This is a genomic window from Arthrobacter sp. ATA002 (assembly GCF_026898095.1).
Classification (GTDB): Bacteria; Actinomycetota; Actinomycetes; order Actinomycetales; family Micrococcaceae; genus Arthrobacter_B.
This window is the reverse complement of sequence record NZ_CP114015.1, coordinates 484,524-505,052: the sequence shown is the minus strand read 5'-3', so window position 1 is coordinate 505,052 and position 20,529 is coordinate 484,524. Positions and strand designations below refer to the sequence as shown.

Genomic DNA, 20,529 nt, shown 5'->3' with positions numbered 1-20,529 from the left:
GCCTCCGCGCCGGGGCGCCGGTTTGAAGTAGGGCGGACAACCGGCTTGTCTTAGTCCATGACTTGGATCACCGCGCGCCGTTCCGTCCAGCTGCTGGCCGGGCTTTTTTGCTATGGCTTTGCCATTGGCATGATGATCCAGGCCCAGCTGGGCGTTTCCCCGTGGGATGTGCTGGGACAGGGTGCAGCACGGCAGTCGGGCATCCCGTTCGGCGTGGTGACCGTCCTGATTGGTGCACTGGTGCTGCTGCTGTGGATTCCGCTCCGCCAGAAACCGGGCATCGGCACCGTCCTGAATGTGCTGCTGATTGGCCCCAGCGCCGAAGTTTGCCTGGCCCTGGTGCCGGCACCGGAGCAGCTGTGGGCGAAGGTCCTGCTGTTTGCCGGTGGCCTGGTGCTGCTGGCTGCCGCCACCGGCGTCTACCTTGGCGCACGGTTGGGCCCGGGGCCGCGGGACGGGCTGATGACCGGGATGCACCGCCGCTTCGGGTGGCCCGTTTGGGCAGCGCGCACCGGCATCGAGGTGGCCGTGCTCAGCGCCGGATGGGCGCTGGGCGGCACCGTGGGACTGGGGACGGTGGCCTTTGCCCTGCTGGTGGGACCGCTGGTCAGCCGGACGATGCCGTTCTTCGATATCCGGGCGCTCGGTCCGCTGCCGGAAGCGTCACGTCCGCGGCCCCGTAGGTCAGGATGGCATTGCCTGAGGCGGTGATCCGGGAGTCCAGCAGCTTTAGCCGGGTGAGCGGATCCCCTGGCTGGAACAGCCGCTGTCCAGTCCCCACCACTACCGGATGCACCATGAGCGTCAGGGAATCCAGCAACCCGGCAAAGAGCAGCTGGCGCACCAGGGAAATGCTCCCGTTCACGGCGATGTCCCCGCCGCCGCGTTCCTTGAGCCGCCGGACAAAAGCCTCCAGCTCGTCGTCCATGAGGTGGGAGTTGTTCCACTGCAGGTCTTCCTCACCGAGCGTCCGGGAGGCGACGAACTTCTCCACCGGATTGATGAAGTTCCCGAAGCCGTCTTCCGTGTTTCCCGGCCAGTAGTCTGCCCACTGCTGATAGGTGCTCCGGCCCAGCAGCACCGTGTCCTGGTCTGCCAGCACCGATTCCATCAAGGGCCCCATATCCTCATCAAAGTGGTCAAACTGCCACTCCCCGGGGTTTTCCACCACGCCGTCGATGGAGCTGAACAGCGCCGCCGTCACCTTGCGCATGAGAGTCCTCCTGCCGCCGCTGATGTCCGCTGCTTCCGGCTCCTGCCGCGGCCGGACCGCTTCCGCGAGGATACCCGGCGTGCGGCGGGAGGGGAATGCCGCGGGGGTTCCGGCCGGCACACAGGAGCCTTACGATGGTGCGAGCCTCTTCGCCCGCTCCAGGAGGAATGGCCATGCCCCACAGCAACCCGTCTCCGTCCGGACAGCAGGGCTCCCCGGCCGGCAGGACTACGGCAACGTTCCCGTGGTGTTCTCCGCCGTACTGGCAGCCGTGGCCGGAGTATCCGTGGCGCTCTTCACAACCGGAGGAACCGAGCGCGAGTTCCGGTGGGAGCTGGGCCTGGCGGCAGCGTGCGTTACCTTCATCGTCACGCTGCTCATGTTCCTGCTCCTGATTATCACGGCGCGCCCCAACCCCGACTATCTGGGCAGGGGCACCGGGATCAGGCGCAGTTTCGGTTCGCGTCCCGGTGCAACGGATGACGACGACGGCGGGGACGGGGACGGAGACGGGGACGGGGACGACGGCGGTGAACCCCGCGGCTCCGGCCGCCCCGGTCCGCGCTGAACGGGCAGTACCGCGGGGGTCGATCCGCCCTCTGTACCGATCCGCCCTCTGGTGCGCGCCCTCACCAGCGCCGCGTCAGCACCACCGCCAGCGCCCCGTCAGCCTGCGAAGATTCTTTTCCAGCAGCTGTCCGGAGCGGTCCATGGCGGCGGCGCCGGGCCATCCGCCGTCGTCCTCCGGTTGTTTCTCCTGCAGCACCACCCGGACGACACCCAGGGCCAGGCCCACCACCATCCGCGCCTCGGCGGCGAGCTCCGCGGCAGGTTCGGTCCGGTGCTGCTCCTGATACCTTGCGAGGACCAGATCCGCCAACTGGTTTTCGTGTGCCGCCATCAACTCGTCCTGCTTGGCGAGCAGCTCCGGTGACCGCATGACCGCCTTCATCCGGTCGCGGGCCAGCCCGGGATCGGCCTGGTCTGCGAAGAAGGCGGAGAATACGGCTTTGGCCAGCCCCAGGACCACCGGGGCACCGGCCTGCCCGCGGAAGGCACGGGCAACCGCTTCGCCGGCCTCGGCAGGGCCGGTCCGAGAAAAACGCCTTCCTTCGACCCGAAGTAGTTGAAGAAGGTCCGGGGCGAGACCATGCCGGAGGCGCAGATCATGTCCACGGTCACCCGTTCGTAGCCGCGTTCCAGCACAAGGGTGACCGCGGCACGCTCGATCGTGGAACGGGCCGCCGCACGCTTGCGGGCGCGCAGTCCCCCGCCCGGCCGGTGTCCGCCGGTCCCGCCGTCGTCCGCTTCCTCGATACCGCCCATGGTCGCTCCCTTGGAGGAATTGCCGCCCCCGGCTTCAGCCGCTATTCGTACCGCAGGGCGTCAATCGGATTCTGTTTTGCCGCGCGCCGGGCCGGCAGGGTGCCGGCCAGGAAGGCGATCAGCATGACGACGCCGATGATAGTGGCAACGGACGCCGGCGTGAACAGCATGATGTGCAGTCCTGGCAGTGACGCCAGGACCGTGTTGGAGAGCACGGAGCTGACCACGGAGCCCAGGCCCACGGCAACGCCGGCGCCGAGCGCTGAGCCGAGCAGGCCAATGAAGATGGCCTCCACGCTGAACAGGGCAAAGATCTTGCCCCCGCCCATGCCCATGGCCTTCATCAGGCCGATCTCCCGGGTGCGTTCCTGGACGCTCATCAGCAGGGTATTGACGATGCCGAAGCCGGCCGCGATCAGGGCGATCACGGCGAAGGCGTTCAGGACACCGATGATGCCGTTGATGACGGTCTGGATGGCACCGATCTGGTCGGCAACGGTGAGGCCTGTGAACCCCTGGTCCTCCAGATCGGTCTTGATGGCAGCCAGCTGGTCTTCGTCGGCGTCCGCGTCGAGGTATGCGATGGAAGTGATGTAACCGGTGCTGACGCCTTCCGGCACCCCGGTGCGCTGCAGTCCGTCCATTTCCGTGCGCAGATCGGCATTGAAACCGGCACCTTCACCGAAGAGCGAATCGTTCTGCACGCCGGCAATGACGGCGTCGATGGTGTGCTGGGTTCCGGCATAGTCAGTGACCGCGATGGTCACGGTCTGGTCCACGGCCGCCCCGGCGTCGGCGAAGCCCATTGCCTCGGCGTAGCTGGACGGAAGAAGCACCTCCGGGGTTCCGCTGTCGTCGGAGAGCTGGCGGCCGGCGGCGAGGTCGGCGTCGGCCAGCCCGGCCATCGGGTTCACCGAGAGCTCAAACTTGGCGCCGCCGTCGTACTGGATGAAGTCGGGAGCCAGCATCACGGCGGGCTCCACCCGCTCGATGCCGTCGGTGGCCCGGATGGCTTCCACATCAGCGTCGGAGAGGAGCGTGAAGTTTCCTGCGTGGCGGCGCCGTCCGGATCGTATTCCTTGGGGCCGTCGTCGGCGGCGGCAGCCTCGGCGGCCGGAGCGACGGTCATCAGGTCATCCCCGCCGATGGCTCCGACCTGCTTGTCGATGTAGTCCGAGACGCCGGCACCGATGGCGCTGGTCAGGGTCAGGGTGAAGGCACCAATGAAAATCGCGACGACGGTCAGTGCGGTGCGGACCTTGCTGCGGAAGGTGTTTGATACGGCTGAGCGGAGAATGTCGCCGGCGGTCATGCGGAGGCCCCTGTGGTGATGGTGGTGGCGGAAAGTTCAGCCGCCGAAACTTCGCGGCCGTCCTTGATGTAGAGCTGGCGGCCGCAGCGGGCCGCGAGGTCGGTGTCGTGCGTGACGGCAATCAGGGTGATTCCCTGTTCCCGGTTCAGATCGAAAAGAATGTCTTCGACGACGGCGCCGGTGGCGGTGTCGAGGTTGCCGGTGGGCTCATCGGCAAAGATCACCGACGGGTTGTTCACCAGGGCGCGGGCGATCACGACGCGCTGCTTCTGTCCGCCGGAGAGGTCGGTGGCTTTGTTCCTGGCCTTGTCCGCCATTTCCAGCCGTTCCAGTGCCTCCATGCCGCGCTTTTTGCGTTCGGCCGGTTTCACTCCGGCGATCATCAGCGGCAGCACCACGTTGTCCAGCACCGAGGAGTTCGGGGTGAGGAAGAACTGCTGGAACACGAACCCGAAATCCCTGTTGCGCAGTTCGTTTAACTCGTTCTTGCCCAGCGACTTTGCGTCCTGTCCCTTGACCGTGATGGTGCCGCCGTCCGGCGTATCCAGCAAAGCCAGCAAATGCATGAGCGTGGACTTTCCGGAGCCGCTCTTGCCGACGATAGCCAGGGAATCACCGGCTTCCACCGCGAGGCTGACTCCCTTGAGGGCATCGAACCGGTTCTCCCCCTGACCGTACGACTTGGTCAGGTTTTGGGCGCTGAGTACGTGTGCTGTCATGTACCAACCGTATGTGCAGGACCTGCAAGTTTGCAGGGAGTGCATCTTCCGTCCGGCGGCGGGAGGCCCGGGCAGGCTTCTCAGACGGCGGGGATCCAGCCCGGGTCGCGGCCGGACAGCCCAATCAGGCGGTCCAACGGAGAGGCAGCGTCATCCACCGGCACCGCCGGTCCGAAAATCTCCGGATTGCGCGGCTGTTCAAGAAGGAACTCGGCGCAGGCCTGCACCGCACGCTGATCGGGACGGTACTGCTGGCCGGTGGAGCGGGCCAGATCCCACCCGTGCACCACGATTTCGTCCAGCGCAAAGAGCCCGGCCTCAGGAGCGGCGAGCGGCACGCGGCCAGCCACGGTTTCACCGTCCCATGCCGCCGGATCAGCCCAGGCACCGGCCAGGGCAGTGAGCTGATTGGGGATTCGTTCGCGCCAGCCCGGGGCCAAATTTTCGGCGTCGGCGGGCGGGGCTTCCTCGGCACCCGGAGGCGGCGCGTTCTTGAGCGCCGAGAGCTGGAACTCCAGCGAGAATCCGTCCATATGATCCAACAGGTCGCCCACCGTGTACTCCGGCGACGGCGTCGGCCAGTCCAGCTGCTCGTCCCGAACGGCGGCAATGACCGCCCCGGTGTCGCGGGCTGCCCGGTGAAAATCGACTGGAGCGCGCATGGTGTTCTCCTCGCGGGAATGTAGCTGCCTGTCCTGTCCGCCACTGTGCTGTTCTTCCGACGGTAGCAATGGAGGTTCCCGCGGGGTAAGGGCGCCGGCCGGGACTTGCCGTCCGGTCGCGTCTTTTGCCCACGCCCGGATCCGCCGCGGAGACGCCACCTTTCGGCACGCGTGCAGCCGCGGCTACGATGACCGCATCCCTGCCCGGGCAGCGCGGAAGACGGTGGGCCATGGCTGAGCAGCCTGCAGAGTCCGGGGCTGTCCACGCCGGCGCGGGCCGCCTCATCAGTTTCGCCGATGCGGTTGTGGCCATCGCCATGACCCTGCTGATCCTGCCGCTGGTCACGGACGCCGCCGGTATCGGCGGCCAGTCCCCCGGCGCGTTCCTGCGGGCGAACACCTTCAGCCTCTTTGCCTTTGTCCTGAGCTTCGTCGTGGTCTTCCGGTTTTGGCTGGCCCATCACCGCATGTATGAAAAGGTCACCGGCTACACTCCCGCGCTGGCGTGGGCTGTCCTGGCCTGGCTGCTGAGCCTGGTGTTCCTGCCTTTCCCCACCCAGCTGCTCGAGAGCGGCGGCGCACTGACCACCGGCCTCTACATCGGAACCATGCTCCTCACCAGCACCTCCGCCCTGGTTCAGCAGCTGATTATTAGCCGCACTCCCGCCCTCAGGGCCCCGGGCACGGGTCCGGCGCCGGTGCTTCCGGCTGCAACCATGACGGCGGTGATGGCTGCCGCCCTGGCAGCCGCCCTCGTGTTTCCGCGCGTCGGGCTCTGGGCACTGCTGCTGCTGTTCCTCCAGCCTTCCGTGGAACGGCTGGCGGCGCGGATCCTCCGGGCGGCGTAAATTGAAGGACATGTCCATCCAGCACGAACAGTTCCATTTTCCGGCGGGCACAGGTTCCGTCCCGGCAGCCTTCGCCGCACCTCCGGACGCAGCCGCTGCCGTCGTCGTCGCGCACGGGGCCGGAGCGGGCATGGACCATCCGTTCCTCACCGGTTTCACCGCGGCGCTCAACGATGCCGGCCTGGCCACCCTGCGCTTCAATTTTCCCTACCGCGAGGCTGGCAGGAAGTTCCCGGACCGGCCTCCCGCTGCCGTGGAAACGTGGCGCGCGGCGATGGCTGCGGCTGCTGTCCGGGCCCCGGGCCTCCCGCTCTGGGCATGCGGTAAGTCCTTCGGCGGACGGATGGCCTCGATGGCCACTGCCGAAGGCATGACGGCGGCGGGGCTCCTCTTCCTGGGGTATCCGCTGCATCCGCCGGGCAAGCCGGAGAAGATGCGCGACGGGCACCTGTACGGGCAGACGCTGCCGATGCTGTTCCTGCAGGGAACCCGGGACCCGTTCGCGCTGCCCGGGGAACTGGAGCCGGTCGCCGAACGCATTGGGCCCAATGCGAGGATTCAATGGATCGACGGCGGCAACCACTCCTTGAAGTCCGCGGCAAGAAGCGGACTCCGGAGATTGTTGGCGCCGAAATCGCAGGATATGCCGCGGGTTTTCTTCAGCAGGAGAATTAGTGCTCCCCTTGAGCGTCCCCAGGCCGGAAACGCGTATCGGACGCATGTGAGATAACTCCCGCCCCCTGTGCCGGCAGCCCCGGCACTGGGTAAGCTGGCGCCATGCTGAAGAGACTGGCGAAAAAAGCGGCGGTTGCGGCATTGATCTTCACGGCCTTCGCCGCGGGCCTCGTGGCCGTCCTGGGATACGGCGCCTTCCAAATGCTTGGATGGATCATGTCCGAATCCTCGGACATGATGGACGGCTCCGACGGGTTTTCCGGGTTCGACGACGACGGGCCCTCCCTGCTGTCGTTCTTCGGGGTCTTCATCACGCCGTCGCTGTTCATTGGAGCGGCGGTGCTGCTGGGCCTGGGAATCCGCAGCGTCAGGCGCCGGGCCCGCCGGGCGCAGGCCCGCCGCGGAGACGCCGCGGCACAGGCTGAGTCCTGGCGCCGGCTCTACGCCCGCCGCGATGACCTGCTCGTCAAATGGTCCCGCTACGAAACCGACGTATCCCTGATGATCGACTATCCGGTCATGACCGATTACTCCGACCCGGTCATCCGCGACGTTATCGTGGCGATGCAGGGCATCCGCGCCGCCGAAGCGGAAGCGCTGGACCTTGGCCGGGGCCACGCGGAGGCTTCCAGGCTCGGCCGCGCCGTGGACCGCTTCGAAGTCGCCTTCGTCACCGCGGAAAAATATGCTCGGCGCTGCGGACAGTCAAAACTCAGCGATGCCGAGCGCAGCAAGCTTGCCACCGCCCGGCAGGCCTTGAACATCATCCTGGACGGCGCGGCCACACCCTCCGAAGTCGATGCCGCCTACCGCAGCCTGCGGGGATCCCTGCGCGGAATCATCGACCTGCCCGACCAGGCAGTCGCTGGCCTGGAAGAACATACCCGGCAAAGCCTGGGCGTGCATCCGCACGGCGCCCACCAGCGCCGGCCGGCCGCGGCAGACCGGGCGGCCTGAGCGCGGCAGCGCCCGGCCAGCCTCCCCCGGTGGTTGCCGGGGAAACCTCTGACCCCTGCTGGTTCCGGGTCACTTCGGGCGGCCTTAGACCCGCGGGAGCACCGTTGCTGCGATTGCGGCATTCCCTGTGACCGCGATCATTGTGCGGGTCACCGCGTCCGCCGCCGCGGCCGCACCCCAGTCGCCGCGCTCGATCGCCTTGCTGCGCGTATACACATCGCTGCTCCAGGGAATCTCGCCGTGGAACTGTGGAAGCGTTTTGCTCGCAGAGATGAGAGCGATGGCCGCGGCAATGCGCGGAGCGGGCGTGTCGCCGTCGATAAGCGCCGATCGTATCTGCGCCACCAGAGAGGCGCGGCGATCGCTTCCGAGCGCGAGTTTCTCGGTCGGAAAGAGACCGAAGGCCTTTCCCTTTTCCCTCGTGAGATCACCGCGCTCGACGAGCCGATCGATTACCGGGTTGCGGAGAGCCGGACCGATCGCGGCGAGTACCGTCTGTATTCCGCGCGGTTTCTCTAAGATGTACGCCCACGCCGAGGCGAGCAGATCGTCCGCGACGGGTTCACCGCTCAGCGCGTGAACATGGCGTGTGAGCGGTCCCGCCCGCCTGACCTCCACGCGTTCTGCGAGCGCGAGGTCGCCGAGCACCGCACCGCCCAGCACGTAGAACAGGGTGTTTTCTCCTGCGATGGAGCCCGAGTCGGGCTGGAAAAGCAGGAGCAGGACGTCTTCGACGAGGAGAGGCTCGCCGAACGCCGAAACGATCGGGCCGTCCGAGGAGGTGTGGTCGGGTGGGTTCATCATTATTGCTCTCCGTCTTCGTGATCGTCTTTTGGAGGCGACTCGATCGGTGCCGCCTGCTTCTGGGCGAGTGCGCCAGCCCGGGCGAGGACATCGAGCTGTGCGCGGTTGTACAGCTCGGTGAACGTTTCGACGAAGGTCTCCGACGTAACATGCGGTCCCTTCGCTAGGTGTGCGTTCGGGTTGGTTAACCAGGGGTAGTCGGTGATGTGCCGGGCCATTTCCGGCGCGAACGTCTCCGCGAGGCGCTGCCGTGTCGACTCATCCGCATCGGCGGGGAGTGCTTCGAATTCGGCGCCGCCATCGTCGGATCCTCCCTCCACCATTGTCCGGAGATCCGACATGGCCTCCTCGCCGTAAAGCTTCTCGTAGATGAGCATGAGGGAGCGCTCAGACGTCGACAATCGACCAGCGATGTTCTCGAAGCCCGGCGGGACGTCCGTCGCCGTGGACCCCTCGAGGATCGCGCGGATCTCGGCACGAGCTTGCTGCAACCGCTTGATGTTCGCGGCGAGGTCTGCGTCTATGGACAGCAGCGGTCCGGCAGGGAGTTTCCGCTGAAACCCACCGCCTCGATCTGCGCCAGTGGAACGCCGAGGTCTCGGAGCCGCCGGATTTGCAGCAGCCTCGCCAGGTGCCGCGCTCCGTACTGCTTATAACCGTTCGACATCCGATCCGGTTCTTCAAGCAGTCCCGAGCGGTGGTAGTGGCGCACTGTGTTCACGGTCGTTCCGGCCAGCTCCGCTAGCTCACTTGTGCTCCAGGGCATCGTTACTCCAATCCGCGCGACTCGTGAGGACATGCAACGCGCGCTACGGACCATTCAAGACCGTGTTCCTAGGACCAGGTCAACCGCGGGGGCAATTGTCGCCCCGCCTATCTCCCTCCCCGGGGTCCTCGTCTTCGCACCTCGGCACCGCTCCGAGGCGCTGACGGGGCGGTGCGCGAGGAGCGCGCCGGTGATCTCCGACCACCGCTTGACCTGGTTCCGGGAATACGGTTTTTACTGCTTTTACTCACTTGCGTGGACCGCTGTCGACGGCTCGGCGCATTCTATTCGGAGGAGAAGAACATGGACAACCCTTACCCCTGGCTGCAGGACGCCGTCAACCAGATGCCGGAGCTGCTCCAGCCGCTGATTGTCGCCCTCGCGGCCGCCATTCCTTACATCGAGGGTGAAGGCGCCGCGGGCATCGGCATTCTCGCGGGTATCAATCCGGTCGTCGCAGCGATCGCGGCGATGGCGGGTAATATCCTATGCGTGGTACTCGTCGTGCTGCTCGGCTCGCGCGTTCGGGCGGGCGCCGTCTCCCGCCGCGCCGAGAAGGCGCGGAAGGCGTCCGCAATCAGGTCGACCGCGATGTCTGAGGCACGCCCCGTCGTTGCGTCGCCGCTCACCGAATTTGGTGTCGTCTCGACAACCATGACCGCCGTCCCGGCCGCGCGCGGCACGCGGGAGAACACGCTCGAAGAACCGGCGACCGAGACGGACACGCGGGCCGACGGCAAGCCGACCCGAGGCTCGAAGGGGCGCGAAAAGCTCCGGCGCTGGCTTGTGAAGTTCGGTGTCCCCGGTGCGAGCCTTATCGCGCCGCTCGCCTTGCCGACGATGCTGACCGCGGCGTTCTTCGTCAGTTCCGGTGTGCGCAAGGAATGGGTCATCCTCTGGCAGGTCATTGCGATCATTGTGTGGACGAGCCTCTTTGCCGTCGCCGCGACGGGTGCCCTCGCGGTCCTCGGCTGGTGATGGCCGCGAGAAGTCGTGGCGACCTATGGGGCCGACGCGTCGCGCGTGCACGTCTCGGGGGCCCCGTCGGGTGCTGGCACCGCCGTCATCCCCGGCGCCACTCCGGTCGAGGAAACCGCTCGACCGGTATGGGCGCAGATGGCCGATCGGCAATAACCTCAACGGGTAAGCCGGACCGACTCACCCTGATTTCCGCACAATCAATCATTGGAGAATCACATGCCCAGCGTCCACCACCGCACCGTCGTGCTCGACGGCCTCAACGTGTTCTACCGCGAGGCGGGACCACTCGACGCACCCGTGCTACTCCTCCTGCACGGCTATCCCACGAGCTCGCACATGTTCCGGCACCTGATCCCCGCCCTCGCGGACCGCTACCGGGTTATCGCCCCGGACCACATCGGTTTTGGACGTTCCTCGGCCCCGTCCGTCGACGAATTCCCTTACACCTTCGATGCACTCACGGACGTGACCGCCCGCTTCCTCAACGAGATGGGTATCTCGCGCTACACGGTGTACGTACAGGACTACGGCGCGCCAATCGCCTGGCGGCTCGCACTCCGCGACCCGGAGGCGGTCGAGGGCGTCATCTCGCAGAACGGCAACGCCTACGAGGACGGCTTCGTCGAGAGCTTCTGGGCTCCCATCTGGGCCTACGGCGCGGAGAAGTCCGCGGCGAACGAAGGGGCGCTACGCCCAGCGCTCGACCGCGAAGCCGTGGAATGGCAGTACACACACGGGGTGCCCGACCCCACGACAATCGACCCGGACGCGTGGGAACACGACCTTGCACTCCTCGCACGGCCCGGCGTCGATCGCGCGCAGCTCAACCTCTTCGGTGACTACGTCACGAACCGAGGCCTCTACCCCCGGCTCCACCAGTGGTTGCGAGCGTCGCAAGTGCCTGTGCTCGCCGTGTGGGGCCGGAACGACGAGATATTCGCGGCCGCCGGAGCCGAAGCGTTCTCGCGCGACGTCCCCCTCGCACGCATCGAGCTCCTCGACGCCGGCCATTTCCTCCTCGAGTCGAACCTCGACGACGTCGTCGACATCATCCGCGACTGGCGTGCAGGGTTCTGATCACGACGCACATCCCACGCTTCGCACCTTCCCACCATCGGAGACCTGTATGACCATCGACAGACACCGAGCTGATTAATCCAGGCTTCAGCGGCAGCCCTCCTTGATCCCTTCATCGCGCGTGCGATCGGCGCTCCAGCGGCGGACGCCATCAGCGTCGCATTTGGCATCAACCTCGTCAACGCCGATGTGATGCGCATGCAAGCGTTCGGCCGGCCGTCCACGGCTTCCTCGACACGATCCGCGCGGAACTCTCGCGCATTCTCAAGGAGCGCCGCGAGCGGGACCCGAACCTGCGCTATCTCGATGGTCGAGGGCTTTACGCCGAGGCCGACGGGGCGGACCATCCGCTCCCCGACGGCTTGCACCCCGACGGCCCGACCCATGGGATCATCGGCGGGCGCTTCGCCCGTCGCGCCTCTCCGCAAGTCGGATCGGCAGCGGATGGCTGGACAATCCCGCGTGTACCGGTCCGCCGCTGACACCGCACCGACCTCGGGCTGCGGTGCCGCGCCGCGATCGGGTCGCGGTCAGATTGCGTCCGGGCGCTCCTGCGAGCTGCGGGAGCGCCGCCAGGCCGGCTCGGCCATCAGCGCGATACAGCCGATGAGGGCGGCGATCACGAGGGCCTGTGTGATCACACCGTCTAGCAGAACACCAGCGATGATGAGCAGCGAGGCCGAGAAGGCGCCCACACACAGGACGATGAAAACTCGGTTTTGCAGTCGCTTCGACCGCGGCGACCGACCCGTCGTCGCCGTGGCTGTGCGGGTGTCGAGGAAGAGGGCGATCATGAGAACCGGCACAATCTGCGCCGTCGTCTCGTAAAGGATCATTGGGATACATTCTTTCTGTGGTTCGAGGGCTCACTGCGAGCAGATTGCCGTGTCGAGGAAGGCGCGGAGGCGTGCCTCCCCTCCCCCGTCGTCGCGTTGTGCGTCACGACAATGGCGGCCGAAAGGCCGTTTTCCGTACGGTGGCCCGATGAAGCCAAGTCAAGCTCACTCCGTGTTCCGACCACAGGGTCAAGTCATCGGCGGTGTTTGACCGAGTGGTTGGAACACGGATGTCCGAGGTGGTTGGACGACGATCAGCAGGAGCTGCGGCAAGGCTGTCCACTGAGTTCCCTCCTCCGCGACGACGCCCCAAGCAAGACCGATCCCGTGAAGCCCGCCGTTCGTGGGTAGAAGCGGGCTGCATTTCCGTCCAACATATTCACGTCTGATGTCGATTGCATATGGGACTAGCCGATGTGCATCGGGAATCCCTCCGTCGGGGCCAGGGGCGGCGACCGTCGGTGCCCCGATCGGAACGGCCTCGTGCGGAAAGGACACCCGAATGAGGCCGCCTGGCTACACGTCAGCCAGCGAGCGCGGCTCGGACGCCCTCGTAAAACGGCTCCGGCTCTCCCGCCACACCGGCCTTGATGAAGCGCGACCAGTCGTCGACGAGCACCTCAGCGGCTTTCGCTTCCACTCCTGCGAGCGCCGCTTCCACGACCGCGGTCGGCGACACCTTCGGTCCGTCATAACCGCGCATCATGTCGGTGTTTGCTGCGCCGAGGTGGACCCCCGTGACGGTCGTGCCTTGCGCGGCGAGCTCACTGCGCGCGCTGTTCGTGAGCGCCCACTCGGCGGCCTTCGCTACGTGGTAGGACCCGGTACCCGGGATCGTGAACCAGGAGAGGGCCGACAGCACGTTCACGATTGCCCCACCTCCGTTCGCAGCCAGGACGGGAGCGAACGCGCGGGTCATCGAGAGCGTGCCCCAGAAATGCGTGTCAAGCTCGAGGCGGATTTTTTCGAGGTTTCCCGAGACCAGGTCGGCTCCCGTTGTGATGCCGGCGTTGTTGATGAGAAGCGAGACGTTGGGTGCTGCGGCAGCCACGGCCGCGACGCTCTCAGGGTCGGTGATGTCGAGTTGCAGGGCGCGAACGCCTTCGAGGTCGATTGATTCGGGGTGACGGGCTGTCGCGTAGACCGTTGCACCGCGCTCGACGAGGATGCGCGCGAACTCGCGGCCGATTCCGCGGTTGGCTCCCGTGACGAGGGCGACGGAGGTAGAGATGTCCATGAGGTTGTTGTCCTTTCGAAGACTGACTCCAGTACCGTAAGAGCTGACATCAGTGTCAGGGTCAAGTGGGGAGAAGAATGCGCATCGGTGAGTTGTCGGAACGGACGGGGGCGAGTGTGCGGTCGCTGCGCTACTACGAGGTGCAGGGGCTCCTTCGATCAGAGCGCACTCCCAGTGGACAGCGAACGTACAGCGACGACGCCGTCGACTATGTCCACCTCATCCGCCTGTTCCTCGCCTCGGGGCTCCCCACCCGAAAAATCTTGGAAATGATGCCCTGCATGCGGTCCGGCACGACGACACCAGAGCAGCGCGCCATGCTCGACGGTGAGCGGCGCCGGATCGACGAGCAGATCGCCGAGCTTACAACCGTGCGTACCCGCCTACTCGAGGTCATCGACGACGCGGCGCGACGCGACGGGTCCCGCGCCGCGTCCTCCGCATCCGAGGCCCCCTGATCCGTCGGACTTGACCCGGTTCCTGCCACATGGCATCGAATAGTGGCCATGCCACTCATTGCTATCGTCGGAGCCGGACCGGGCCTCGGGCTCTCCCTCGCGCGTGACGGGATCGCCGCACGCGGCTACGTCGCTGACGTCACCGATCCGGACGCGCTCACCGACGCCGTCGGCGCGGTCGAGAACAACCTCGGCCTCGTCGACATCCTCGAGTACTCGCCCGCTCCGACGGGTGCCGGTTCGGAGGCGCTGGCCCCCGTGGCCGCGGCCGAGCTGACCATCGCGTCCGTCGCTCCGCCGCTGGATCCTCAATCTTCATCATGCCCTGCGCCCGGACGGCGTCTACGTTGCACACATCGCCCTGGCGGTTTGGATTGGGAGAGGCGGCCCGGACTCAAACCCCGACCAATTCGCCGATCAGTACTGGGCGCTCACCGAGGAACGCAAGGAGCCGGAGCTGTTCTGGACCACCACCCTCGACCACACGGAGTGAAACCGATGACATCAACCCACGCAAAAGAGAGCAGGAACATGCGCACAGCAGTTGTCACAGGAGGGACCGGCGGCATCGGATTCCACGTCGCCCGTCGCCTGCACGACGAGGGGTTCGACGTGATCGTCGTCGGCCGCGATGCCGGGCGCGGCGTTCAGGCGGCCGGCGCGATCGGTGAACGAGCCCGGTTCATGCAGGCCGATCTCACCTCGCTCCGCGAGGTTCAAAAGGTCGGCGAGCGCATTGCGAACGACGGCCCGCTGCACCTGCTGATCAACAACGTCGGGGAATGTGGTCGACCCGGCGGGAGACGACCGATGGTTTCGAGGCGAGCTTCGCGCTCAACCACTTATCCCCCGCCGTGCTCACCGCGCGCCTGCTGAGCGCACTCCGATCAGGCGCCCCCAGCCGCATCGTCGACGTCTCCTCATCCGCCATCACCACCGCGGTGATCGACGGCGCACCGACCTACGACGCCATCGACCAGGACGGCGTCTATGCCGGCATGGCCGTGACGGGCCGCGCGAAACTGGCGCATCTGGCCCACAATCAACAGCTCGCTCGTACGCTGGACTCGACGGAGATCACCGTGCTCGCGGTCGACCCCCTCGGGCCGGCGGCGGCCTCGACGCCGAACGCGATGGAGATGACGCCGGAGATCCTCCCGCCCGCGCTCCGCCATCTGTGGGAGCCGATCCAGAACGGGATGCGCCACCCAGCCGACGCCGTGGAGGCCATCGTTGCCGCGGCCGTCAATCCCTCGTTCGCCGGGCGGTCGGGGTTGGTCCTCGGCCCCGACGGCGAGCCCTCGCAGGACCTCCTGACGTTCCTGACACCCGAGGTCGCGGCGGCGGCCCAATCACTCACACGACGCGTCCTGGAGGGGAGCCTCGAACAGAACAAGCGCAGCCCAGGGCGCGGACTGCGCGCGTGAGATTGGAAGAGAGCCGCCCATCCCGGCGCATTACAAACCCAGAACCATGATGAGGAATACCCATATGACTGATCGGATGAAGGCCGTTGTGCTCGCCCGATTCGGAGGCCCCGATGCCTTCGAGTTGCGCGAGGTCCCCGTTCCGAAAGTTGAACCACGTCAAGTGCGTGTGCGAGTCCATGCGACCGCTCTCAATCCCCTCGATTACCAGGTGCGACGCGGAGACTACGCCGATTACGTCCCTCTCCCGGCAATCACCGGACACGATATATCCGGCGTGATCGAGGAAGCCGGCTCCCACGTGACCGAGTTCCGTGTCGGCGACGAGGTCTACTACACGCCCCAAATCTTTGGCAGCCACGGATCCTACGCCGAGCAGCACGTCGCCGACGTCGAGCTTGTCGGCCGGAAGCCGGAGAACCTGAACCATCTGGAAGCGGCCAGCCTGACACTCGTCGGCGGGACGGTGTGGGAGGCCCTCGTGACGCGGGCTCAACTGACTGTGGGCGAGGTAATCCTCATCCACGGCGGCACAGGCGGTGTCGGTACGATCGCGATCCAGGTCGCCAAAGCAATTGGCGCACGGGTGATCACCACCGCCAAAGCAAGCGACCATGCATTCCTGCGCTCTCTTGGAGCGGACGCAGTCATCGATTACACGTCGACGGACTACGTGGACGCCGTGGCCAAGATCGCGCAGGGAAAGGAGTCGACGTCGTCTTCGACACAATCGGCGGTGACACCCTCGCGAAAAGTCCGCTGGTACTCGCCGATTCCGGACGCGTCGTCAGCATCGTCGACATTGCGCAGCCGCAGAACCTTATCGAGGCGTGGGGCAAGAACGCTGCCTACCATTTCGTCTTCACACGTCAGAACCGCGGCAAACTGGACGCTCTCACCGGCCTGGTCGAGCGCGGCCTTGTGAAGCCGGTCATCGGCGCGGTGCTTCCTTTGGCCCGGATGGGCGAGGCTCACGAGCTCTTAGAGAATAGGCGGTCCTATGCGCTGCACGGCAAGGTCGCCATAGATGTGGCGGGCGATACCGTCATGCTTCCTCAACGCATCTCGTAGCTGATCGTCCTTCGGGCACGGGCATCGGTCGGAAGACGCACTAGTTTCCGCGGGATAGTCGTCCGGCAGGCGTCAGTCGAGAACGGCTGCCGCCTCAACTTCGACGAGTACGTCCCGTTCGAAAAGGTAATCGACACCAATAACGTCGTCAGGGCAACTCGAGGTTCTTGAGCTGTCGGCGGGAGGTGATCTCCAACTTGCGGAAGATGCTGCGCAGGTGCGCCTCGATGGTGCGCGGGCTGAGGAAGAGGTGGGCGCCGACCTCGCGGGACGTCGCCCCGGAGGCCACAAGACGTGCGATCTGCAGCTCGTGTGCCGTGAGGGTCGTGGCGGGCCGGCCCGACCTCCTGCGAGGATGCTCCCCAGTGGCTCGCAGCTCGCGCGCGGCACGGTCGGCGAAGGCCCGAGCGCCCATGGTCGAGAGCGCGTCGAACGCGATCTGAAGCTGTTCGCGCGCTTCCTGACGGTGCCCCTGCCGACGCAACCACTCCCCGTAAACGAGGTGCGTCCGTGCGAGATGGCCATTCACTCCCGATGCTGTCAACCACTCGATCGACTGACGATAATGGCCCGCCGCGGCCGCATCGGTACTGACGAGGGCTTGAGAGCGCTCAGCCAATCCGAGAGCCCACGCGGTGCCGCTCGCATCGGCCCGCGAGCAGAGCTCTTCAAGGGCCGACGCGGCGATCGCCAGCTGGTCCGCGCGGACGGCCGCTTCAACGACCTCGGGAAGAGCGATGCTGCTGTTCAACAGCTCACCTGTCTGACATGCCTGAATGCCGGCGGTTACTGCGGCCGGATAGTTCCCCTGTCCGTTGTGCAGAACGGCGAGCGCGTACTGGGCCATGGCATACTCGGTGCCCGCCCCCGGCACTCCCGCGTGCTCTGCAGTGAGCGAGTACAGTCGCAGCGCCTCTTCGGTCTGACCGCACCACGCCGCGAGGCTGAGCTGAGCGTAGAGCTGTGGAACTGCGCCCGTTGCCTGCGTGATGGCGGCACCCTCCGCAGCCAGTTCGGCGGCTTGCGAGAGGTCTCCGTAGAGCACAAGCATGCCGGACAGGGCGGCGAGTGCTCCGGGGAGGGTCGTCAACGCACCCGCTTCCCGCGCGAGTCGGACGTTGCGAAGCGCCAACACACGCGTGCCTTCGTCATCGAAAATCCCCGCCGCGGTGCGCGTCGCAAGCCACAGCCAACGACGGCTCCCCATCTGGCCGATTGCCTCGCCGTCGAAACCTCGATCTCGGAACGCATCAATGGCCTGGCGCAAAGCGGGTAATGCCGTCTCATATCCGGACGTGAACGCAGTCACCAGACCATCGAGCAGTTGATCCGCCGGCCGGGGTGGCTCAGGCGGCGGCGGCGCCGCACGTGCCACCTCGGCTACGTCCGCGATGCTCCCCTGCTCGCCGAACACCCCGATGATCATCGCCGCGTCCAACGCGTGCAGGTATGTCTCCCGGGCGAGTGGCGGGTCCAGTGGTGCAAGCGCCTTCGCAGCTTCCAGAAGCATCCCTGGTGCCTTTCGCCCTTGGGTCAGATGGAAGGCGAGCCGCGCCCGGAGAAGGTCGAGCCGGGCGCGCTGGAGGGCATCCAAGGGCCCCCTGAGGCGACCTCTGTCAGCTGCAGAGCCGCCACGTGTGCGCCCGCGTCGTGCTTGGCGTGCGCGGCCTCGAGCGCACGCCGAGCGCGCGCTCGAGGCTCGGGACTGATCTCTGCGGCCTGCTGTAAGAACGCGGCCGCGGCCGCGACACCCCCGCGGGCTCGCGTCCGCACCGCGGAGCGCTCCAACTCCATCGCGGCTCCCTCATCGGTGCCCACCACCGCCTGCGCGCGGTGCCATGCGCGGCGGTCCGGGGCGACGGACGAATCCGTCGCCCCGGCGAGAGCCTCGTGCGCACGGCGCCTCATCGACGGGGTCGCCGCCTGATAGATCGCCGAACGGACGAGCGGGTGTCGAAAGCGCACGACGGCACCGATCTCGAGAAGCCCGGACGCCTCGGCTGACGTGGCAGCAGCGGGATCGGTGCCCACCTGCTGGAGCACCCGCCACAGGAGCGCCGCGTCGCCGGTGGCGTCGGCTGCGGCCACGAGGAGTAGCATCTGAGCGTCTTCGGACAGACCGGCCGAGCGGAGTTGGAAGGTTTCTTCGATCCGGCGGGGGATGTTGACCACGTCGGGCAGCTCGAATCCACCAGCCATCTCGGTCGGCCGGACGCTCCGAGGAGCTCCAGCAGCGCGAGTGGGTTCCCCGACGACTCGGCGAGGATACGGTCTCGCACGTCTTTATCGAGAGGCGCATGAAACCCCTCGGCGAGAAGGGTCCGCGCGTCACTTTCGCAGAGACCACTCAACCGGACCTCCGGTTTGAGGTCCGCGAACACGTCAACGAAGCCCTCGCCCGCGTCACGCGTCCCGAACATCAGGACGACCCGATCAACCGTGATGCGTCGGGCGACGAAGGCCATCACCTCCGCGGATGCTTGGTCGAGCCAGTGAGCATCATCGAGTACGCACAGCAGCGGCCCTTCCTCTGCGACATTGGCCAGCAGATTGAGCGTCGCCAGCCCGACGAGAAAACGATCCGGTGCCGCCCCTCCGCGGAGCCCCAGCGCCACCCCGAGCGCAGCCTGCTGGGGCTCGGGGAGCACGACGGCCCGGTCGAGCAGCGACGCACATAACTGGTGCAGGCCCGCAAACGCCAACTGCGACTCGGATTCGGCACCACACTGCAGCTCCACGCGAAAACCTGCGTTCTTCGCAAATTCACGAGCATGGTCAAGCAGTGCACTCTTACCGATGCCGGCTTGCCCGCGCACAACGAGCATTCCGCTTCGCCCGGCCTTCGCCCCGGTGAGGAGGTCTTCGATGACAGCGATTTCCTTGTTACGCCCCAGGAGGTTCGTCAACATCGCTCCGACCTATTGTGGGTGAACCCTTTCCGCACCACAGGCTACTCCCTAACCCGCTTGACGTTGCCCGGTCAGCGACGATTCCACCGGCCGACCCGGTGGATGTTCGAGTCAACCCGCTGCGCTACATTGGCGGCGACAAACATCGGCGGCGACAAACGCCTGCTCCTGGCCGCCTGTTCGTGATCTTCACCTGACTTCCCCTGGATCCCTCTCGTGTGTGACCTGTCGATCGCCGATTCGAAAGGAAGTCGACATAAATGAGACGGACCAGACGTAGTAGTAGTGCGACCACCTGACCCGCGATGACGCCTGCGAGTAGGTCAGGCCGGCTGTGGCTCCCCGGCCGTCGGGCTAGATCTGGGGCTGCAGGACAAGTTTGCCCTTCCATGCCGCGGTGCGAAGAATATCGAGACCACGGCTGAAGGAGACAGATTCTCCGATGTCCGTGTGCAAACGGCCTGCTTCGGCGAGGTCAACCAGGAACTGAACATCCGAACGGAGCTCGGCTCCCCTCTTCCGGCATGAAGAAGGTGCGGATGGTTCGACCGGATCCTCCCCAGTCAGCTTGGAGATCCACAGAGCTCAGAATGGTGTCCTCGCCGCTGGCCCGTCCGACCGAGACGAGGGTTCCGTTGGAGGCCAGGAGGGCGAAGGCTTCCTTGAGGGCCGATCCGCCCACGTTGTCGATGACGCCATCAAATATGCCCAGACCGGAATCGATCGTTGCGCAGGTTGATGTGGCGCCGAGTCCACGAAGGCGCGAGAAGGCCTGTACGTCACGGGCAGCTGCTGTGATTACCGCAGCGCCTGAGATCGCCGCCAACTGCACAGCGATCATTCCCACCGCGCCTGTTGCGCCGGTAATCAGGATCCGACGTCCGAGCGTCGGGCCGAGCGCCCGAAGCGCCCGTAATGCTGATGTCCCGGCGAGCGGGAGCGTTGCGGCACCGTTGATGTCCACATGATCGGGTACGGCGGCAAGCTGGGTACTGGGAACGGCGGCATACTCTGCCCACGAACCGCTCATGGTTATTCCGGTCACCCGCGTGCCGGCTGCTGGGCCGGAACCGTCAGACGCGGGCACCTCGATGATGCCAGCTAATTCGTAGCCGATAACGGCTCCATCGGGGGCCTGAGCCGCAAAATGCAGGTCCGTCGGATTCACTGGCGCAGCTACTATCCGGACGAGCGCCTCGGAGGCCAGGGTCACAGGCGTAGTCGTGGCGAGACGGATACCACCTGGAGCGT

The 20,529-nt window shown here is 66.2% G+C and carries 26 protein-coding genes and 2 pseudogenes; 12 read left to right on the top strand and 16 right to left on the bottom strand.

What is annotated here, in order from left to right; translation table 11 throughout:
* Positions 1-57: 57 nt before the first annotated feature.
* Entirely contained in the window at positions 58-711 is a 654-nt protein-coding gene (yczE, locus tag OL239_RS02670) for a membrane protein YczE (RefSeq protein ID WP_268910628.1), read from the top strand.
* Here the strand turns inward: yczE and OL239_RS02665 are convergent.
* Positions 608-1,213, bottom strand: a complete 606-nt coding sequence (locus OL239_RS02665) for a dihydrofolate reductase family protein (protein WP_268911645.1) — start codon at positions 1,211-1,213, stop codon at positions 608-610. The two genes, yczE and OL239_RS02665, sit on opposite strands and share 104 nt — an antisense overlap.
* Positions 1,214-1,460: 247 nt before the next feature.
* Between OL239_RS02665 and OL239_RS02660 the strand changes: the two genes are divergently transcribed.
* The gene (locus tag OL239_RS02660) at positions 1,461-1,781 is read left to right on the top strand and encodes a hypothetical protein (protein WP_268910627.1); all 321 of its coding nucleotides are present in this window, start codon (positions 1,461-1,463) and stop codon (positions 1,779-1,781) included.
* 75 nt (positions 1,782-1,856) lie between these two features.
* Here the strand turns inward: OL239_RS02660 and OL239_RS02655 are convergent, their stop codons facing one another.
* The 6 genes from OL239_RS02655 to OL239_RS02630 form a co-directional block, all read right to left on the bottom strand.
* Positions 1,857-2,243, bottom strand: coding sequence for an acyl-CoA-like ligand-binding transcription factor (locus OL239_RS02655; RefSeq protein ID WP_268910626.1), 387 nt, complete (start codon positions 2,241-2,243; stop codon positions 1,857-1,859).
* Positions 2,162-2,539, bottom strand: coding sequence for a TetR/AcrR family transcriptional regulator (locus OL239_RS02650; protein ID WP_268910625.1), 378 nt, complete (start codon positions 2,537-2,539; stop codon positions 2,162-2,164). The genes OL239_RS02655 and OL239_RS02650 overlap by 82 nt, the downstream gene beginning before the upstream one ends.
* A 41-nt stretch (positions 2,540-2,580) precedes the next feature.
* Positions 2,581-3,558 carry an ABC transporter permease gene (locus tag OL239_RS02645; protein WP_268910624.1) on the bottom strand — a complete coding sequence of 326 codons (978 nt, stop codon included), beginning with the start codon at positions 3,556-3,558 and terminating at the stop codon, positions 2,581-2,583.
* Positions 3,507-3,851 (bottom strand): ABC transporter permease, encoded by a 345-nt coding sequence (locus tag OL239_RS02640; protein ID WP_268910623.1) that lies wholly within the window; start codon positions 3,849-3,851, stop codon positions 3,507-3,509. The genes OL239_RS02645 and OL239_RS02640 overlap by 52 nt, the downstream gene beginning before the upstream one ends.
* Positions 3,848-4,570, bottom strand: coding sequence for an ABC transporter ATP-binding protein (locus OL239_RS02635; RefSeq protein ID WP_268910622.1), 723 nt, complete (start codon positions 4,568-4,570; stop codon positions 3,848-3,850). Before OL239_RS02635 ends, OL239_RS02640 begins: the two co-directional genes overlap by 4 nt.
* An 80-nt stretch (positions 4,571-4,650) precedes the next feature.
* The gene (locus OL239_RS02630) at positions 4,651-5,232 is read right to left on the bottom strand and encodes a TIGR03086 family metal-binding protein (protein WP_268910621.1); all 582 of its coding nucleotides are present in this window, start codon (positions 5,230-5,232) and stop codon (positions 4,651-4,653) included.
* A 230-nt stretch (positions 5,233-5,462) separates the two neighbouring features.
* Here OL239_RS02630 and OL239_RS02625 point away from each other — a divergent pair, with 230 nt between their 5' ends.
* The 3 genes from OL239_RS02625 to OL239_RS02615 are packed head-to-tail and all read left to right on the top strand — an operon-like array spanning position 5,463 to position 7,712.
* Positions 5,463-6,080, top strand: coding sequence for a TMEM175 family protein (locus OL239_RS02625; RefSeq protein WP_268910620.1), 618 nt, complete (start codon positions 5,463-5,465; stop codon positions 6,078-6,080).
* Positions 6,081-6,090: 10 nt separating this feature from the next.
* Complete coding sequence (locus tag OL239_RS02620) at positions 6,091-6,810, top strand: alpha/beta hydrolase family protein (protein ID WP_442864199.1); 720 nt, start codon at positions 6,091-6,093, stop codon at positions 6,808-6,810.
* A gap of 47 nt (positions 6,811-6,857) precedes the next feature.
* Positions 6,858-7,712 (top strand): hypothetical protein, encoded by an 855-nt coding sequence (locus OL239_RS02615; RefSeq protein ID WP_268910619.1) that lies wholly within the window; start codon positions 6,858-6,860, stop codon positions 7,710-7,712.
* Between the two features lie 84 nt (positions 7,713-7,796).
* On the opposite strand, the gene OL239_RS02610 is transcribed toward OL239_RS02615, so the two are convergent.
* The 3 genes from OL239_RS02610 to OL239_RS02600 all read right to left on the bottom strand — a co-directional run bounded on the left by OL239_RS02610 (position 7,797) and on the right by OL239_RS02600 (position 9,282).
* The gene (locus OL239_RS02610) at positions 7,797-8,516 is read right to left on the bottom strand and encodes a GOLPH3/VPS74 family protein (protein ID WP_268910618.1); all 720 of its coding nucleotides are present in this window, start codon (positions 8,514-8,516) and stop codon (positions 7,797-7,799) included.
* Positions 8,516-8,893, bottom strand: a complete 378-nt coding sequence (locus OL239_RS02605; protein ID WP_268910617.1) for a hypothetical protein — start codon at positions 8,891-8,893, stop codon at positions 8,516-8,518. The genes OL239_RS02610 and OL239_RS02605 overlap by 1 nt, the downstream gene beginning before the upstream one ends.
* 143 nt (positions 8,894-9,036) lie before the next feature.
* Positions 9,037-9,282: a helix-turn-helix domain-containing protein gene (locus tag OL239_RS02600; RefSeq protein WP_268910616.1), complete on the bottom strand. Its 246-nt coding sequence runs from the start codon at positions 9,280-9,282 to the stop codon at positions 9,037-9,039.
* 303 nt (positions 9,283-9,585) lie between these two features.
* Here OL239_RS02600 and OL239_RS02595 point away from each other — a divergent pair, with 303 nt between their 5' ends.
* Together OL239_RS02595 and OL239_RS02590 are read left to right on the top strand one after the other, a co-directional pair.
* Entirely contained in the window at positions 9,586-10,260 is a 675-nt protein-coding gene (locus OL239_RS02595; protein WP_268910615.1) for a small multidrug efflux protein, read from the top strand.
* Between the two features lie 219 nt (positions 10,261-10,479).
* Complete coding sequence (locus OL239_RS02590) at positions 10,480-11,340, top strand: alpha/beta fold hydrolase (protein ID WP_268910614.1); 861 nt, start codon at positions 10,480-10,482, stop codon at positions 11,338-11,340.
* A gap of 530 nt (positions 11,341-11,870) precedes the next feature.
* On the opposite strand, the gene OL239_RS02585 is transcribed toward OL239_RS02590, so the two are convergent.
* Positions 11,871-12,176, bottom strand: coding sequence for a hypothetical protein (locus OL239_RS02585; protein WP_268910613.1), 306 nt, complete (start codon positions 12,174-12,176; stop codon positions 11,871-11,873).
* A gap of 523 nt (positions 12,177-12,699) precedes the next feature.
* Entirely contained in the window at positions 12,700-13,413 is a 714-nt protein-coding gene (locus OL239_RS02580; RefSeq protein ID WP_268910612.1) for an SDR family oxidoreductase, read from the bottom strand.
* A gap of 65 nt (positions 13,414-13,478) precedes the next feature.
* Here OL239_RS02580 and OL239_RS02575 point away from each other — a divergent pair, with 65 nt between their 5' ends.
* From OL239_RS02575 to OL239_RS19950, 5 genes and pseudogenes are all read left to right on the top strand, one after another.
* Positions 13,479-13,871: a MerR family transcriptional regulator gene (locus OL239_RS02575; protein ID WP_268910611.1), complete on the top strand. Its 393-nt coding sequence runs from the start codon at positions 13,479-13,481 to the stop codon at positions 13,869-13,871.
* Between the two features lie 48 nt (positions 13,872-13,919).
* A complete protein-coding gene (locus tag OL239_RS19955) occupies positions 13,920-14,747 on the top strand; it encodes an SDR family NAD(P)-dependent oxidoreductase (protein ID WP_442864197.1) in 828 nt (275 codons plus the stop codon).
* Entirely contained in the window at positions 14,654-15,298 is a 645-nt protein-coding gene (locus OL239_RS02565) for a hypothetical protein (RefSeq protein ID WP_268910609.1), read from the top strand. The genes OL239_RS19955 and OL239_RS02565 overlap by 94 nt, the downstream gene beginning before the upstream one ends.
* A 46-nt stretch (positions 15,299-15,344) precedes the next feature.
* A pseudogene (locus OL239_RS02560) lies at positions 15,345-15,992 on the top strand (alcohol dehydrogenase catalytic domain-containing protein); the annotation flags it as partial.
* Complete coding sequence (locus OL239_RS19950; protein ID WP_442864273.1) at positions 15,917-16,369, top strand: zinc-binding dehydrogenase; 453 nt, start codon at positions 15,917-15,919, stop codon at positions 16,367-16,369. The pseudogene OL239_RS02560 and the gene OL239_RS19950, both read left to right, overlap by 76 nt.
* A 148-nt stretch (positions 16,370-16,517) precedes the next feature.
* On the opposite strand, the gene OL239_RS02555 is transcribed toward OL239_RS19950, so the two are convergent.
* The 4 genes and pseudogenes from OL239_RS02555 to OL239_RS02540 form a co-directional block, all read right to left on the bottom strand.
* A complete protein-coding gene (locus OL239_RS02555) occupies positions 16,518-17,879 on the bottom strand; it encodes a helix-turn-helix transcriptional regulator (protein WP_268910607.1) in 1,362 nt (453 codons plus the stop codon).
* Positions 17,880-17,902: 23 nt separating this feature from the next.
* Positions 17,903-18,541 (bottom strand): hypothetical protein, encoded by a 639-nt coding sequence (locus OL239_RS02550; RefSeq protein ID WP_268910606.1) that lies wholly within the window; start codon positions 18,539-18,541, stop codon positions 17,903-17,905.
* A gap of 311 nt (positions 18,542-18,852) precedes the next feature.
* Positions 18,853-19,278: pseudogene (locus tag OL239_RS19945) on the bottom strand (ATP-binding protein); the annotation flags it as partial.
* Between the two features lie 475 nt (positions 19,279-19,753).
* Entirely contained in the window at positions 19,754-20,491 is a 738-nt protein-coding gene (locus tag OL239_RS02540; protein WP_268910604.1) for a zinc-binding dehydrogenase, read from the bottom strand.
* Between the last annotated feature and the right edge of the window lie 38 nt (positions 20,492-20,529).